We start from the raw sequence: 15,077 nt of genomic DNA, 5'->3' as shown, positions 1-15,077 counted from the left end.
GTCGTCCCTGCGAAAGCAGGGACCCATAGCCACAGGGCGTGGATTGAGGCACGCTCCCAAGGCGACCAAAATTTCCCGCAATCACCACCTACCCGGCGTATGGGTCCCTGCTTTCGCAGGGACGACGATAGAGCGGTGTTGGCAGCTATTTCTTCGACGGATCTTTCGTGGCTCTGGCGTCGCGTTCCCGGGTCAGGCGCTCCAGCTCTTCATTCTGCTGGCTGAGGCGGTCGGCGATGCGCGCTTCATTCCGTTCGCCGGAGGCGGCGGCAGCCTGTTCGATCAACTGCCGGATATTGTCTTCCAGAATCCTGATCCGGCTGTTCAGTTCTGCCGATGACAACGAACTCTCGTTGCTCATGATGCACGCTCCGGAAAATTGAAGGGTGGGCAAAGCCACCGGGTCGCGCCAATGCGCGCCCGATGACAGGCTCCCGATGCCCACCACCTCATCGCGCGGCACTCATGGTGGGCACGGCTCAAGGGCGCCTTTGCCCTACCCTATGGTAGCACGTTTTGCGGCTACTTCGCAGGCTCCAGCACAGAGACGTAGTTCGCCACCGCCGCCCCGCCCATGTTGAAGATGCCGGCGAGCTTGGGGTTCTTGAGCTGCATGCCCTCGGGCGCCTGGCCGACGAGCTGCATCGCGCTCATCACGTGCATGGAGACGCCGGTGGCGCCGATCGGGTGCCCCTTGGCCTTCAACCCGCCGGACGGATTGACCGGCAGCTTGCCGTCCTTCTGGGTCCAGCCTTCCTTGATGGCGCGGGCGCCCTGCCCGCGTGGCGTCAGGCCCATCGCTTCATATTCGATCAGTTCGGCAACCGTGAAGCAGTCATGGGTCTCGACAAAGGACAGATCGGTGAGCTGCACGCCGGCCTGCGCCAGCGCGCGCTGCCAGGCGACGGTGCAGCCTTCGAACTGCAGGATGTCGCGCTTGGACATCGGCAGGAAATCCTGCGCGTGGGCGGTGGCGCGGAAGTTCACCGCCTTGCCCATGGTCTTCGCGGTTTCCATATCCGTCAGCACCAGCGCCGCCGCACCGTCCGACACCAGCGAACAGTCGGTGCGCTTCAGGGGGCCTGCGACAAACGGGTTCTTCTCGCTCTCGGCGCGGCAGAACTCGTAGCCAAAGTCCTTGCGCATCTGCGCATAGGGATTAGCGACGCCGTTCTTGTGGTTCTTGGCCGCGATCATCGCCAGCGCGTCCGACTGGTCGCCATATTTCTGGAAATAGCTTTGCGCAATCTTGCCGAACACGCCGGCAAAGCCGCCGACCGTCTCGCCGTCCTCGGGCAGATAGGACGCCTTCAGGAGGTAGCGTCCGATATCGGCCGAGGGCGTCCGCGTCATCTGCTCGACGCCGACCACCAGCACGATCTTGGCCGCGCCCGCAGCAATTGCCCGGATGCCCTGATGCACCGCCGCCGAACCGGTGGCGCAGGCATTTTCGACGCGCGTGGTCGGCTTGAAGCGCAACTTCGGGTCGGCCTGCAGCACCAGGGAGGCCGTGAAATCCTGCGGCGAGAAGCCGGCGTTGAAATGCCCGAGCACAATCTCGTCGACGTCTTCGGCTGATATGCCGGCGTCGGCCAGCGCATCGGTCGCCACCTTGACCACGAGGCTCTCGACGGTTTCCGCGTCGAACTTGCCGAACGGCGTGTGCGCCCATCCGACGATGCTGGCTGTCATGGTCGTTCTCCCTGTTCCGGTTCTGAGGGCGTTGTAACCTATCGGGAAAAAGACTTCACGCCGGTTTCAGCGATTTCATCGCCCGCGCGCACATGGCGGTTATGCCGGCCCAGTTACCGGACCGGATATCGGCCGCCGGGCAGAGCCAGGAACCACCCACCGCCACCACATTCGGCTCGGCCAGCCAGGACGCCGCATTGGCCTCGCCTATGCCACCGGTCGGGCATATCAGAATATTCGGAAAAGGCCCCGCCAGCGCCCGCAGTGCCTTGATACCGCCGGACTGCTCGGCCGGGAAGAATTTCACGAGATCGAAGCCGGCCGCCAGCGCCTGCATCAGCTCGGAAGCCGTCGCGATCCCCGGCGCAAAAGGCAGGTCGCTCGCGGCGGCGGCCTTCAACAGCTCGGGCGTTGCGCCGGGGCTGATGCCGAATTTGGCCCCGAGCGCCCTTGCTTTCGCCAGATCGTCGCCGTTCAGGATCGTGCCAATGCCGACAATGGCTTCCGGCACCTCCGCGATCATCGCCTTGGCGGCCTCGACGGCGACCGGCGTCCGCAAGGTAACCTCCAGCACGCGCACGCCGCCGGCCACCAGTGCGCGGGCCAGCGGCACCGCATCCTCCACCCGCTCGATGGTGAGCACGGGGATGACGGTGGCCGATTTGAAGATGGCGGCGAGTTGTTCCTGCCTTGTGGCTGCGGTCATGGCGATGCCTTGCGAGAATTAGCGTGGTTCGGGACGAGTCCGGACGGCATCGCCGCGCGCGGGATAATCGCCCCGGGATGACATACCACAACGCCAGCCAGACGATGCCCCGCCCGCGCAGCTTCCAGCGGATCCGCGCTCACAAGGCGCGCGGCCACGTAGGCGGCCGCGAAACTATCGCCGGCCGCCGTCGTATCAACGACGGGCTCCTCCACCGGCTTCGCCTTGATCGGATAAGGAACGCCTTCCAGGCGCACGATGCTCGCCGGCTCCGAAAGCTTCAACACTACCTCGGCCCCAGGAATCCGCGCCAGCAACGCTTCGTTGGTTACGCCGGGATAGAGCGGCAGCAAGTCCTCAGTGGAAGCCAGCACGATATCGGCTGCGGCAAAGGCCTCCTGAAAAACGGCGCGTGCGACGTCGAGATCGGGCCAGCCGCGCGCCCGGAAATTGGTATCGAAGGCAAACCGCGCCCCGGCTTCACGCGCGCCTTTGAGCGCCGCAAACAGCCGCGCCCGGCCCTCGCCGCCATAAAGCGACAGCGTGATCGCCGAGAGATAGATCACGTCATAGCCGGCCAGCGAGTTCAGGATCTCCGGGGTCTGCGGCAGATCCATCAGGCTGCGCGCGGCGGCGCTGTCGCGCCAGTGAAAAAACCGGCGCTCGCCTTTGTCGTCGGTCTGGATCATGTAGAGGCCCGGCAGCTTGCCCGGCAACCGCGCCACCAGCTTGGTCCCGATCCCCTCCGCCGCCCAGCCGGAGATCATTTCATCGCTGAGGCTGTCGTCGCCAAGCGCGGTGACATAGTCGGCGCCGACGCCAAGGCGGGCGAGATAAACCGCGGTGTTCAGCGTATCGCCGCCATAGCCACGCGAAAACAGGCCACCATCGGCCTGCTTCAGCTCGACCATGCATTCGCCGATGCAGGCTACCTTGCTCATGACCGCATCCGCATGAAGAAGCGTGACGTCACGTTAGGCGGCGAACTTGCCGCCGAGCTCATCCTCGATGTGGATCCGGATGATGTCGTCAAACGTCTTCTCGGCGGTAGTGAAGCCGAGCTTGAGCGCGCGGTCGGCGACGAAATCGCGCGGCCAGCCAGAGACGATGCCGATGATGGTCGGATCGGGCACGCGCTTGATGCGCGCGGTGACGTTCTTGCCGGCGACGCGATCGAGCGCTGCGATCTGTTCGCCGACGGTCACCGACATGCCGGGCATGCTTAAGTTGCGCCGCGCCCCCATCGCGTTGAGGTCCATGGTGCCGGCGTGGATCAGAAAGCCCACCGCCGATTTCGGCGAGGCGTGCCAGTGCCGCACGTCCTCGGAGACCGGCAGCACCACTTCTTCGCCGGCGAGCGGCTCGCGGATGATGTTGGAGAAGAAGCCGGAAGCGGCCTTGTTCGGCTTGCCCGGCCGCACGCAGATCGTCGGCAGGCGGATCGAGATGCCGTCGAGCAGGCCCTTGCGCGTATAATCGTTGATCAGCAGTTCGCAGATCGACTTCTGCGTGCCGTAGCTCGTCAGCGGCGTATGGAAGAATTCGTCACCGATCTTTTCCGGGAACGGCGCGCCGAATACCGCGATCGAGGAGGTAAACACCAGCCGCGGCTTGTAGCCGCCGCCGGCGTGGCGGATGGCGTCAATCAGATAGCGCGTGCCGTCGAGATTGATCCGGTAGCCCTTGTCGAACTCGGCCTCGGCCTCGCCGGAGACGATCGCAGCGAGATGAAAGATCACGTCCGGCCGATCGGCAATCAGCGGCGCCGCCGCGCCGGCATCGGCAAAATCAGAAGCCACGACGTTGATCGGGATCGACACATTGGCAGGCTTGGTGGGAGCCACCACGTCCTGCAGCGTCATGCGGGTGATCTCTTGCTTGCCGAGGCGGCCGTCGCGCAGCAGCCGCTCGGTCAGCTTGCGGCCCACCATACCAGCGGCACCGAGAATAAGAATGTGCAAGACCCGTCTCCTTTTTTGAACGCTGTTGTTAGATGCGGGCCCTAGGCGCTCACTCTTTCACAGCTCCCGTCATGGCCGACACATAATGCTCGACGAAGAAGGCGTAAAGGATGACCAGCGGCAGCGAGCCGGCGAGCGCACCCGCCATCAGCGAACCCCAGCGATAGATATCGCCATCGACGAATTCGTTGACGATCGCGACCGGCACCGTCTTGTTGGATGTCGATTGCAGGAACGTCAGCGCGTAGATGAACTCGTTCCAGCACAGCGTGAAGCAGAAGATGAACGCCGAAATCAGGCCCGGGATCGCCAGCGGCAGCACGATCTTGATCAGGATCTGCCAGCGGCTGGCGCCGTCGATCAGCGCGCATTCCTCCAGTTCGTAGGGGATGGTCTTGAAGTATCCCATCAGCAGCCAGGTCGAGAACGGGATCAGGATGGTCGGATAGGTCAGGATCAACGCCATCGGCGAGTCGAACAGGCCGTACTGGAATACGACGGTGGCAAGCGGAATGAACAGGATCGACGGCGGCACCAGATAGGCCAGAAAGATCAGGCCGCCGACCATATTGGCGCCCTTGTAGCGGAGGCGAACAATGGCATAGGCGGCGAGCACACTCGCGATGATCGACAGGATGGTGGCGCAGACCGCCACATACATCGTGTTCCAGAGCCACATCGGATAGTGGCTTTCGAACAGGAGCTTGTAAAAGTGCTTGAAGGTCGGATTCCAGGTCCAGAACGGGTTGAACCTGTCGAGGTCGAGCAGCTGCTCGTCCGGTTTGATCGCCGTCAGTCCCATCCAGTAGAACGGGAACAGCAGGACGACGACGATGATCGACAGCGGCAGATAGAGCGTCACCAGCCGGCGCGGCACCGACTGCAAATAGCTCATGCCCTCGCTGTGGTCGTCCTTCGCAACTGTCGGCGCCGAGCTATGCAGTACGGCCTTGAGATCGATCCGCGAGGTGGGAAGATCAGTCATTGTTTTCACCCTGCTGCCACTTGCGGCGTTGCAGCCCGAACCAGGACACCATGATCGCAGCGAGCAGGAACGGAATCATCGCGCTTGCGATCGCCGCGCCCTCGCCCAATTGCCCAGCGATAATCGCACGCTGGTACGACAAGGTCGCCATCAGATGGGTGGCGTTAACCGGACCACCTCGCGTCATCGCCCAGATCAACTGGAAGTCGGTGAAGGTGAACAACACCGAGAAGGTCATCACGACAGCGATGATCGGGGTCAGCAGCGGATAGGTGATGAACCGGAATCGTTGCCAGCTGGTCGCGCCATCGAGGATCGCCGCCTCGTAAAGCGATGGCGACACCGTCTGCAGGCCCGCCAGCAGCGTGATCGCGACAAAGGGAACGCCGCGCCAGATATTGGCGAAGATCACGCAGATACGGGCCCACGTGGTATCGCCGAGAAAATTGATGTTCTCGGTGATCAGGCCCATCTGCTTCAAGGACCACGAGATGATCGAGAACTGGGAATCGAATATCCACCAGAACGCCAGCGCCGACAGCACCGTGGGCACGATGAAGGGGATCAGCACCAGCGCGCGCAGCATCGCCTTGAACGGCATGTTCTCGTTCAGCAACAGCGCGAGATAGAGCCCGATGCCGAATTTGATCGCGCTCGCGACGAACGTGTACAAAAGCGTGTTGAACACCGAGAGCCAGAAGATCGCGTCGTCCCACAGCCACTCGTAGTTTTCGGTCCCGACAAATGCCCCGACCCGACCGATGCGGGTGTCGGTGAACGAAAGCCAGATACCGAGGCCAAGCGGATAGGCCAGGAAGAAAATCAGGAAAGCCAGCGCCGGCACCATGAACCAGAAGCCCACCCAGTTACGGTTGTGCTTGAGTTGGTCCCATGCGGTGGCCTCGCGAATCTCCGTCTTGGCGCGTCGTGGCGCGATTGCGATGTCAGCCATGGGCGATGTCCCGATTGAAAATGGATGGAGCGGACGGCGGTCACCCGCCATCCGCTCCGGCTCTCGTTAGCGATAGATGCGCTTCAACTGACGCTCGGTTTCCGCGATCGCGGTCTTGGCATCCTTGGCGCCGGTGCAGTAGTTGGCGAACATGTCGACCACCAGGAAGTCGGCGATCGCGGTTGCCGCCTTCTCGCCCGGCGTGCCGATGCCGGACGCGGGAAGTGCGCGCTTGCTCGCCTGGCTGAACACCTGGTTCTTCGGATCCGCGGTCCACACTGGTGCGGCGTCGTAGGCGTTGAGGGTGTGGGTCAGGTATCCCCGTGCACCCGACAACCACTTCTCGTAGTTTTCCTTCTCCAGCATAAAGGCGATGAAGGCCTTCGCGGCGTTCGGATATTTGGTGAACTTGAACGCCAGGATTGGCACGCAGAGCTGCAGTTCGGTCGGCTTCCCGATGGGACCGACCGGCCACAGCGCATGATACGTGTCTTCGGTGAGTTCCTTCTTGGTCGGATCGTCCTTGGCCGCGACATAGATCGAGATGCCGTTGGCGGTGCAATGCAGTTCGCCCGACAGATAGGCCTTGTTGTTCGACGAATCGTTCCATGACGCGACGCCGGGAATAAAGGTGTCGGACAGGGCCTTGCAGTACTCGAGCGCCTTCACGGTCTCGGCCGAGTTGATGATGACCTTGTTGTCCTTGTCGACGGTGTAGGCGCCGTGACCCCAGAGGATCCAGTGCAACCAGGCATTGGCGTCGCCTGAGGCGTGGCCCAGCGGGAAGCCGGCCGGCGTGTTGTTCTTCTTCAGCGCCTTGCACATTTCGAGGAAGCCCGGGAAGTCCTTCGGGAAATCCTTGAAACCGGCCTTTTCAACCGACGACTTGCGGTAGGTCATGTAGCCGCCGACCGTCGCGACCGGGATGCCGAGCCAGTTGTCGCCCTGCTTGCAGGTCACCGCAGCCGCTTCGGTCCAGCCACCGTATTTCTTGCCCAGATAGTCGGCAACGTCGTTCATCTGCAGCACCTGTGCCGGGAACAATTGCGGCAGCGTGTGCAGGCCCCACGCGAGGTCGAGGCCCGAACCGGTGTTGGCGGCAACGGATGCCTTCGGCTGCACGTCCTCGAAGGATTCGGAGAACACGTTCATTTCGGTGCCGGTCGCGGTCTTGAACGCGGCGACCATGGCGTTGAACGCGTCGTCTTCCGCTGGCACGAACCGCTTCCAGCGCATCACTGTCAGTTTGGCGCCGGACTCCGCCTTCCAGGGCGAGGCCTGCGCCCAGGCCTTGGCGAAATCGAGCAGTGCCGGTCCGGTCAGCGCGCCAGCCGCCGCCAGCGCAGTGCCACCCTGAAGCAGAGAGCGGCGGGTAAAGTCTTGCATGGTCCATCCTCCCGTTGATTTATAATTTTGACTTATTTTTTTAGGCGTTCAGTCGTTTCCCGGTCTGCTCGTCGAACAGATGCACGAGTGCCGGGTCTGGCTTCAGCCGGACCTTGTCGCCCGGGTTGAATTGATGACGTTCGCGGAATACGGCGACGACCTGCTCGCCGCCAAGCTTGGCGAACACTTGCGTTTCCGAGCCGGTCGGCTCGACCACGACGATCTCGGCTTCGGCGCCGTCATCGGCGATGGTGAAATGTTCGGGACGGACGCCATAAACCGCAGGCCGCCCTTCCGAATTGGCCGGTGCCGACGCCAGCGGCAGCTTGACGCCATTCGGCCCCTCAAAGCCCGCGCTGCCGTTCGACTTCACCTGGCCCTTGAGGAAGTTCATTGCCGGCGAACCGATGAAGCCAGCCACGAACTGGTTGGCCGGGGTGTCGTAGAGCTCGAGCGGAGTACCCATCTGCTCGACGATGCCATCGTGCATTACGACGATCTTGTCGGCCATGGTCATGGCCTCGATCTGGTCGTGGGTGACGTAGACGGTCGTGGTCTTAAGCCGCTGATGCAGTTCCTTGATTTCGGTGCGCATCGCGACGCGCAGCTTGGCGTCGAGGTTGGAAAGCGGCTCGTCGAACAAAAACACCTGCGGATCGCGCACGATGGCGCGGCCCATCGCGACGCGCTGGCGCTGGCCGCCCGACAATTGCCGGGGATAGCGCTCGAGCAGCGGCGTCAAGGCCAGGATTTCCGCGGCGCGCTTGACGCCGTTCGAGATTTCATCGGCACTCGCGCCGCGCAGCTTGAGCGAGAAGCCCATGTTGTCAGCAACGGTCATGTGCGGATAGAGCGCGTAGTTCTGGAACACCATCGCAATGTCGCGCTCTTTCGGCTGGACATTGTTGACGACGCGATCGCCGATCGAAATGGTTCCCGAGGTGATGTTTTCGAGCCCGGCAAGCATCCGCAACAAGGTCGACTTGCCACAGCCGGAGGGGCCGACCAGCACGACGAACTCGCCATCCTCGATCGGAATCGACACGCCGTGCAAAACTTCAAAATTGCCGAATGACTTCCGCACGTCGCGAATCTGGACCGACGACATCGAACTCTCTCCCCTCATTGTCTGTTTTTTGGCGCCACGGGTGGGCGGCGGCGCCCTGCTGTCTTTTTCGACTTAAATGCCGGAAGCCGAATTCAACCGTCATCATCATCCGCAGTTTTGGTTTTTAGCAATCCGATGGTAGCGCTGTCAATAATTGTTCAAACGTCTAATCTGTTGTGATATGAGCGCAAGATGGGACGAAAACAGACAAAGTCTGGCAAAATCCGCCTCACCGAAGTCGCCAAGCTCGCTGGCGTCAGCCCAATCACGGCATCGCGTTTTTTCAGGAACCCCGAAGCGCTGTCGTTGAGCAAGCGGGAACGCGTCGATAGCGCCGTGAAGGAACTGGGTTACGTCCCCAATCTCGCCGCGCGCGCGCTGGCCTCGCACCGCACCGAAGTCATCGGCGTCGTGATTCCTTCCCTCACCAACAACGTATTCGCCGATGTGTTGCGTGGCGTCTACGATTCTTCGGAAGGCAGCCGCTACAGCATCCAGCTCGCCAATACGCGCTACAGTATCTTGCAGGAAGAGAAACTGCTGCGTCTGTTCCGGGCACAGAAGCCGGCGGGATTGATCGTGACCGGCATCAACCAGACTACGGAATCGCGCGCGATTCTGGAATCCATGAATTGTCCGGTCACGCAGATCATGGAGATCGGCGAAAGTCCGGTCGACATGATGGTCGGTTTCTCGCACTATGACGCAGGTTTTGCGGCCATTTCTCACATTCTCGAGCAGGGGTGCCGGCGTATCGGATTTCTCGGTGCACGAATGGATCCCCGCGTCCAGCGGCGGTTCGAAGGGTATCGTGATGCCATGAAAGCGGCCTCGCTGTTCGATCCGAACCTCATTGTCACCACATCCGTACCAACCACCGTCACGCTGGGCGGGACACTGTTCGCCGATCTTCTCGCCCAAGCTCCCGACATCGACGCGGTCTTCTGCGTCAACGACGACCTTGCTCTCGGTGTGCTGTTCGAATGCCAGCGCCGCCAGATGTCGGTTCCCGGTGACCTGGCCATCGTCGGCTTCAACGACCTGGAATTCATGGCTTCTGCGGTCCCCTCACTCACCAGTGTGCGCACCAATCGCTACGAAATGGGCCGGCACGCCGTGACGATGTTGATCGACGCGATCGAGGGCCGTCGCCCGCGGGAGCCGGTTCTCAATCTTGGTTTCCAGTTGATGGTCCGCGAGAGCTCGACGCCGCAAAGCACTTGATCGCCGTCTGCATCATGGATCGCGTGTGGACAGAAAATGGTAGCGCTATCTTTTGGGTCGAACTAGGGTAGCGCTATCTTTTGGGTCGAACTAGGATCGGATCGCTTGGACGGGAGAAGGCAAGCGCGTTGCAGCGGATGAAATTTTCAGCATGGTGCATCGCTGCCGTGATTTAAGCCGCCCACGAGTTTGCAGTGCGGGAGGAACCAATGAAAAAGAACGACAACAAAACTGCCACCAATGGCAAGGGCCGGAGGCTACGTTCCCTCGAGTGGTTCGACAACCCGCATAATCCGGGAATGACCGCGCTCTATCTCGAGCGCTATCTCAATTACGGCCTGACCCGAGAGGAATTGCAGTCCGGCAAGCCGATCATCGGCATCGCCCAGACCGGCAACGACCTCTCCCCATGCAATCGGCATCATCTCGAACTGGCGCACCGGGTGCGCGAAGGCATCCGCGCCGCCGGCGGCATCGCGATGGAATTTCCGACGCATCCGATTCAGGAAACCGGCAAACGGCCGACCGCGGCGCTCGACCGCAACCTCGCCTATCTTGGCCTGGTCGAAATCCTGTTCGGCTATCCGCTCGATGGCGTGGTGCTGACCACCGGCTGCGACAAGACCACGCCGGCCTGCATGATGGCGGCGGCGACTGTCAATCTGCCTGCGATCGTGCTTTCCGGTGGTCCGATGCTCAATGGCTGGTTCAACGGTGAGCGTACCGGATCCGGCACCATCGTCTGGAAGCAACGCGAACGGCTCGCCGCCGGCGAGATCGACTACAACGAGTTCATCGAAATCGTGGCCTCCTCGGCCCCCTCGGTCGGCCACTGCAACACGATGGGCACCGCCTCGACCATGAACTCGCTTGCGGAAGCGCTCGGCATGTCGCTGCCTGGGTGCGCGGCGATCCCCGCGCCCTACCGCGAACGCGGCCAGATCGCCTATGAAACGGGGAAGCGCATCGTCGAGATGGTCTGGGAGGATCTCAAGCCATCCGACATCCTGACCCGCAAGGCGTTCGAGAACTGCATCGCAGTGAATTCGGCGATCGGCGGCTCGACCAACGCGCCGATCCATATCAACGCGCTGGCGCGGCATATCGGCGTCGAGCTGTCGATCGACGACTGGCAGAAACATGGCCACGACATCCCGCTCTTGGTGAACATGCAGCCGGCCGGCTTCTACCTCGGCGAGGAATATCATCGCGCCGGCGGCGTGCCGGCGGTGGTGCGCGAATTGATGGCGCACAAGCGCATCCATGAAGACGCCATCACGGTGAACGGCCGCACCATGGGCGAGAACTGCGGCGAGGCAGCCAAGCCTGACGGCGACGTGATCTGGAGCTACGACAAGCCGCTGGTGAAGGACGCCGGCTTCCTGGTGCTGCGCGGCAACCTGTTCGATTCCGCGATCATGAAGACCAGCGTGATCTCCAAGGAATTCCGCGACCGCTACCTGATCAATCCCAAAGATCCGAATGCGTTCGAGGGCCGCGCCATCGTGTTCGAGGGGCCTGAGGATTATCACGACCGGATCGACGATCCCTCGCTCAACATCGACGAGCACTGCGTGCTGTTCATCCGCGGCGCCGGGCCGATCGGCTATCCCGGCGGCGCCGAGGTCGTGAACATGCAGCCCCCGGCGGCGCTGATCAAACGCGGCATCCTCTCGCTGCCCTGCATCGGCGACGGAAGGCAATCCGGGACTTCGGGTTCGCCGTCGATCCTCAACGCCTCGCCGGAGGCTGCCGCGGACGGCGGGCTTGCGATCTTGCGGACCGGCGACAAGGTTCGCATCGACCTCAACAAGGGCGACGCCAACATCCTGATCACGAGCGATGAGTTGAAGAAGCGTCGCGCCGAGCTGAAGGACAAGGGCGGCTTCCCCTACCCGGCCAACCAGACGCCCTGGCAGGAGGTCTATCGCTCGACCGTCGGCCAGCAGGCCACCGGCGCCTGCATGGAACTCGCAACGCGCTATCAGAATATTGCGGGCACGGTCGGCGTAGCGCGGGATAATCATTAGGCACCGTTCATCAGGCAACCACCGTCATTGCGAGCGTAGCGAAGCAATCCATACCTCCGCATAGGAACAATGGATTGCTTCGTCGCTATCGCTCCTCGCAATGACGAAGAAAAAAGGAAAAGAAAAAATGTCAGATCGACTGAAGGGAAAGCGTGCTGTTGTCACCGCCGCGGCGGCGGGCATCGGGCGTGCATGCGCAATAGCATTCGCGCGCGAAGGCGCCACGGTGATCGCCACCGACATCAATGAAAGCGGCATCGCCCCCCTGGGCAAGGAAGGCGTCGCCGAGACCGCACGGCTCGACGTTCGCAGCACCGCCGAAGTCAACGCCTTCGCCAAGCGTATTGGAAAGATCGACATCCTGCTCAACGCGGCGGGTTTCGTGCACCACGGAACCATCCTGGACTGTTCGGAAGAGGACTGGGACTTCTCGTTCGACCTCAACGTCAAATCCATGCACCGGACCATCAAGGCGTTTCTGCCGGCGATGCTGGCGGGCGGAGGCGGTAGCATCGTCAACATCTCGTCTTGCGCGGCGTTGAGACCACCGGCCAACCGTTATGCCTACAGTGCGTCCAAGGCTGCGGTTTCGCTGCTCACGCGCGCGGTTGCGCTCGACTTCATCACCCAGGGCATCCGCTGCAACAGTATCTGCCCCGGCACCGTGGAGACACCCTCGATGCTCGACCGCGCCGCGGCCGTCGGCCCGCAGGGCAAAGAGATGTTCATCGCCCGCCAGAAGATGGGCCGGCTGGGCACCGCAGAGGAAATCGCGGCCATGGCGGTCTATCTTGCGAGCGACGAAGCCGCGTTCACCACTGGCGTCGACCTCGTCGTCGATGGCGGCTACATGCTCTGACGTCCACGCAATCAAAGGCTTCCAGCATGAACAAGATTGATCTGAACGGCCGTTGCGCCGTGGTCACCGGCGGGGCGCAGGGTTTTGGGCGCGCCATCGCCGAGCGCTTCGTCGCATCAGGTGCGAAGGTGGCGATCTGGGATCACGACCTGCCCTTTGCGGAAAAGACCGCCAAGGAAATCGGCGCTGATGTCTCGGCTTTCAAGGTCGACGTTTCCGATCTCGCCGCGGTAGAGAAGACACGTGACGAGACGCTGAAGGCGTTCGGCAAGATCGACATCCTCGTCAACAATGCCGGCATCGCCGGCATCAACAAGACGGTGTGGGAAACCGACCTCGACGAATGGCGCAAGGTGCTGCGCATCAATCTCGACGGCCCCTTCATCTGCTGCAAGGCGGTGGTGCCTGCGATGATCGCGCAAAAATACGGCCGCATCGTCAACATCGCTTCCATCGCCGGCAAGGAAGGCAACCCCAACGCCGCGCATTATTCGGCCTCGAAGGCCGGCCTGATCGCGCTGACCAAGTCGCTCGGCAAGGAACTCGCCCAGCACGACATTCTCGTCAATGCGGTGACACCAGCGGCGGCGAAAACCGCGATCTTCGACCAGCTGACGCAGCAGCACATCGATTTCATGCTGTCGAAAATTCCGAAGGGACGTTTTGTTCTAGTGGAAGAACTCGCGGCGATGGTGGCGTGGCTGGCGTCGGAAGACTGCGCGTTCTCGACCGGTGCGGTGTTCGACATTTCCGGCGGCCGGGCAACCTATTGAGGTAAGCATGATCCGGGAAGGCGGATGTTTCTGTGGCGTGGTCCGGTTCAAGACCGAGGGTGAGCCGCTCAATGTCCGCATCTGCCATTGCCGCAACTGCCAGAAGGCAATGGGCTCGCCGTTCTTTGCCCGCGCGCTGTTCGACCAACGGGCGCTTTCGGTCGAGGGCGACACCGCGCGCTATCCGTCCTCAGAAGCGCTCGACCGGGTGTTCTGCAAGGTTTGCGGAACGCGGCTGTTTTCCCGGCGGACCAACGGCACCGTGGTCGGCGTAGCACTGGCCGCCTTCGACGACCGCAACGCCTTTGCGCCGACCGAGCACATCTGGGTCTCGGAAAAGATAGCCTGGGTGCGGATCGATGACGGTTTACCGCAATATCAGGAGACAGTTCCGTAGCCCGGATGGAGCGCCAGCGTAATCCGGGATTGTTTTATCCGCGGATGGATCGATCCCGGATTGCGCTTCGCTCCATCCGGGCTACGCCGGCGCAGGCCGCCGGCCTGCGGTGGTCGCGATCCAGATGCCGGCGAAGACCGTCACGATACCGCCAACGAGATTCCAGCGGAGCGGTTCGTCCAGCAGTGCCGCGCCAACGAGCGACGCGGTAATCGGATTGACGGTGACCGAGATCGCGACGCGGGTCGGCGTTGTGCGCTCCAGCGCGAATGCCCACAGATAAAACGTCAGCGCGCTGCCGAAGGCACCGAGATAGAGGGCCGCCAGCCAATGCGGGACCTCGAAAGCCGCAACGGGCGTAAAGCTGCCGCGCCAGTGCGAAATCAGGACGAGGCATAAAGCCCCGACTCCCATGGACACTGTCGTGAAAAGAATTGGCCCGGAGCGGGCAATGAATGGCTTGGACCAGATGCTGTAGAGCGCCATGCACAGGGCTGCCGCGATCATCAGGAGGTCACCGCGCCAGGCTCCTGGCGGCGCGGAAGCAAGGCCCGACAGTAGAGCCAGAGCAACTCCCAGCGTTGCGGTCACGACACCGATCGATTTGCGCGCCGTAAGGGCCTCGCTGCCGAGCAGCGCCCCCACGACCATCGTCAGCAGCGGAAGCGTCGACAACGCGAGCGCCCCCCGCGCCGCCGTCGTGAAAATCAGAGACGCATTGAACAGGATCGGGAACAGGGCGAAGTACAGTACGCCCAGTCCGGCGACGCCCGACCAGTCGCGGCGCGGCGGCCACCGGCCGCCTTGCAGAAGCGCCGCCGGCAACAGCAGCAGAAACCCGATGCCGAACCGAAACGAACCGATCGCCAACGGATCAATCGCATTCACCAGATAGCGGGTTGCCGCAACCGACGTTCCACCCAGACCGCTCGACAGGACCGCCGCAAGCACGCCCCACGCCTCGTTCATGCATTTTCCCCTTCCGACTTGCAGACAAGGTAGGG

General features: G+C 62.3%; 15 protein-coding genes. 5 read left to right on the top strand and 10 right to left on the bottom strand.

From position 1 onward, the window contains the following. Positions 1-145 precede the first annotated feature (145 nt). From KIP88_RS07525 to KIP88_RS07485, 9 genes are all read right to left on the bottom strand, one after another. Entirely contained in the window at positions 146-361 is a 216-nt protein-coding gene (locus KIP88_RS07525; protein ID WP_214487320.1) for a hypothetical protein, read from the bottom strand. A gap of 161 nt (positions 362-522) precedes the next feature. Continuing rightward, a complete protein-coding gene (locus KIP88_RS07520) occupies positions 523-1,692 on the bottom strand; it encodes an acetyl-CoA acetyltransferase (protein ID WP_214487206.1) in 1,170 nt (389 codons plus the stop codon). 55 nt (positions 1,693-1,747) lie between these two features. After that, positions 1,748-2,398 (bottom strand): bifunctional 4-hydroxy-2-oxoglutarate aldolase/2-dehydro-3-deoxy-phosphogluconate aldolase, encoded by a 651-nt coding sequence (gene eda / locus KIP88_RS07515; protein ID WP_214487205.1) that lies wholly within the window; start codon positions 2,396-2,398, stop codon positions 1,748-1,750. Further along, positions 2,395-3,339, bottom strand: a complete 945-nt coding sequence (locus KIP88_RS07510; RefSeq protein WP_214487204.1) for a sugar kinase — start codon at positions 3,337-3,339, stop codon at positions 2,395-2,397. Before KIP88_RS07510 ends, eda begins: the two co-directional genes overlap by 4 nt. Before the next feature lie 33 nt (positions 3,340-3,372). Then, positions 3,373-4,359: a D-erythronate dehydrogenase gene (denD, locus tag KIP88_RS07505; RefSeq protein ID WP_214487203.1), complete on the bottom strand. Its 987-nt coding sequence runs from the start codon at positions 4,357-4,359 to the stop codon at positions 3,373-3,375. Positions 4,360-4,408: 49 nt separating this feature from the next. Beyond that, positions 4,409-5,344 carry a carbohydrate ABC transporter permease gene (locus tag KIP88_RS07500; protein WP_214487202.1) on the bottom strand — a complete coding sequence of 312 codons (936 nt, stop codon included), beginning with the start codon at positions 5,342-5,344 and terminating at the stop codon, positions 4,409-4,411. Next, positions 5,337-6,296: a carbohydrate ABC transporter permease gene (locus KIP88_RS07495; protein ID WP_214487201.1), complete on the bottom strand. Its 960-nt coding sequence runs from the start codon at positions 6,294-6,296 to the stop codon at positions 5,337-5,339. The genes KIP88_RS07500 and KIP88_RS07495 overlap by 8 nt, the downstream gene beginning before the upstream one ends. A gap of 66 nt (positions 6,297-6,362) precedes the next feature. Continuing rightward, entirely contained in the window at positions 6,363-7,682 is a 1,320-nt protein-coding gene (locus KIP88_RS07490) for an ABC transporter substrate-binding protein (protein ID WP_214487200.1), read from the bottom strand. Positions 7,683-7,722: 40 nt separating this feature from the next. Further along, positions 7,723-8,790, bottom strand: coding sequence for an ABC transporter ATP-binding protein (locus KIP88_RS07485; RefSeq protein WP_214487199.1), 1,068 nt, complete (start codon positions 8,788-8,790; stop codon positions 7,723-7,725). Between the two features lie 192 nt (positions 8,791-8,982). On the opposite strand from KIP88_RS07485, the gene KIP88_RS07480 reads away from it, so the two are divergent. The 5 genes from KIP88_RS07480 to KIP88_RS07460 all read left to right on the top strand — a co-directional run bounded on the left by KIP88_RS07480 (position 8,983) and on the right by KIP88_RS07460 (position 14,073). Then, positions 8,983-10,014 carry a LacI family DNA-binding transcriptional regulator gene (locus tag KIP88_RS07480; RefSeq protein WP_214487198.1) on the top strand — a complete coding sequence of 344 codons (1,032 nt, stop codon included), beginning with the start codon at positions 8,983-8,985 and terminating at the stop codon, positions 10,012-10,014. Positions 10,015-10,223: 209 nt separating this feature from the next. Beyond that, positions 10,224-12,044, top strand: coding sequence for an IlvD/Edd family dehydratase (locus tag KIP88_RS07475; protein WP_214487197.1), 1,821 nt, complete (start codon positions 10,224-10,226; stop codon positions 12,042-12,044). Positions 12,045-12,171: 127 nt separating this feature from the next. Then, entirely contained in the window at positions 12,172-12,903 is a 732-nt protein-coding gene (locus KIP88_RS07470) for an SDR family oxidoreductase (protein WP_214487196.1), read from the top strand. Between the two features lie 26 nt (positions 12,904-12,929). Continuing rightward, on the top strand, positions 12,930-13,676 hold the full coding sequence (locus KIP88_RS07465; RefSeq protein WP_214487195.1) for an SDR family NAD(P)-dependent oxidoreductase: 747 nt from the start codon (positions 12,930-12,932) through the stop codon (positions 13,674-13,676). 7 nt (positions 13,677-13,683) lie between these two features. Further along, a complete protein-coding gene (locus KIP88_RS07460) occupies positions 13,684-14,073 on the top strand; it encodes a GFA family protein (protein ID WP_214487194.1) in 390 nt (129 codons plus the stop codon). Between the two features lie 81 nt (positions 14,074-14,154). Here KIP88_RS07460 and KIP88_RS07455 read toward each other — a convergent pair whose 3' ends face one another. Next, complete coding sequence (locus KIP88_RS07455) at positions 14,155-15,042, bottom strand: DMT family transporter (protein ID WP_214487193.1); 888 nt, start codon at positions 15,040-15,042, stop codon at positions 14,155-14,157. Between the last annotated feature and the right edge of the window lie 35 nt (positions 15,043-15,077).

Origin of the sequence: Bradyrhizobium sp. SRL28 (assembly GCF_018596315.1) — a bacterium.
Lineage (GTDB): Bacteria > Pseudomonadota > Alphaproteobacteria > Rhizobiales > Xanthobacteraceae > Bradyrhizobium.
This window is presented reverse-complemented; position numbering and strand designations above follow the sequence as displayed.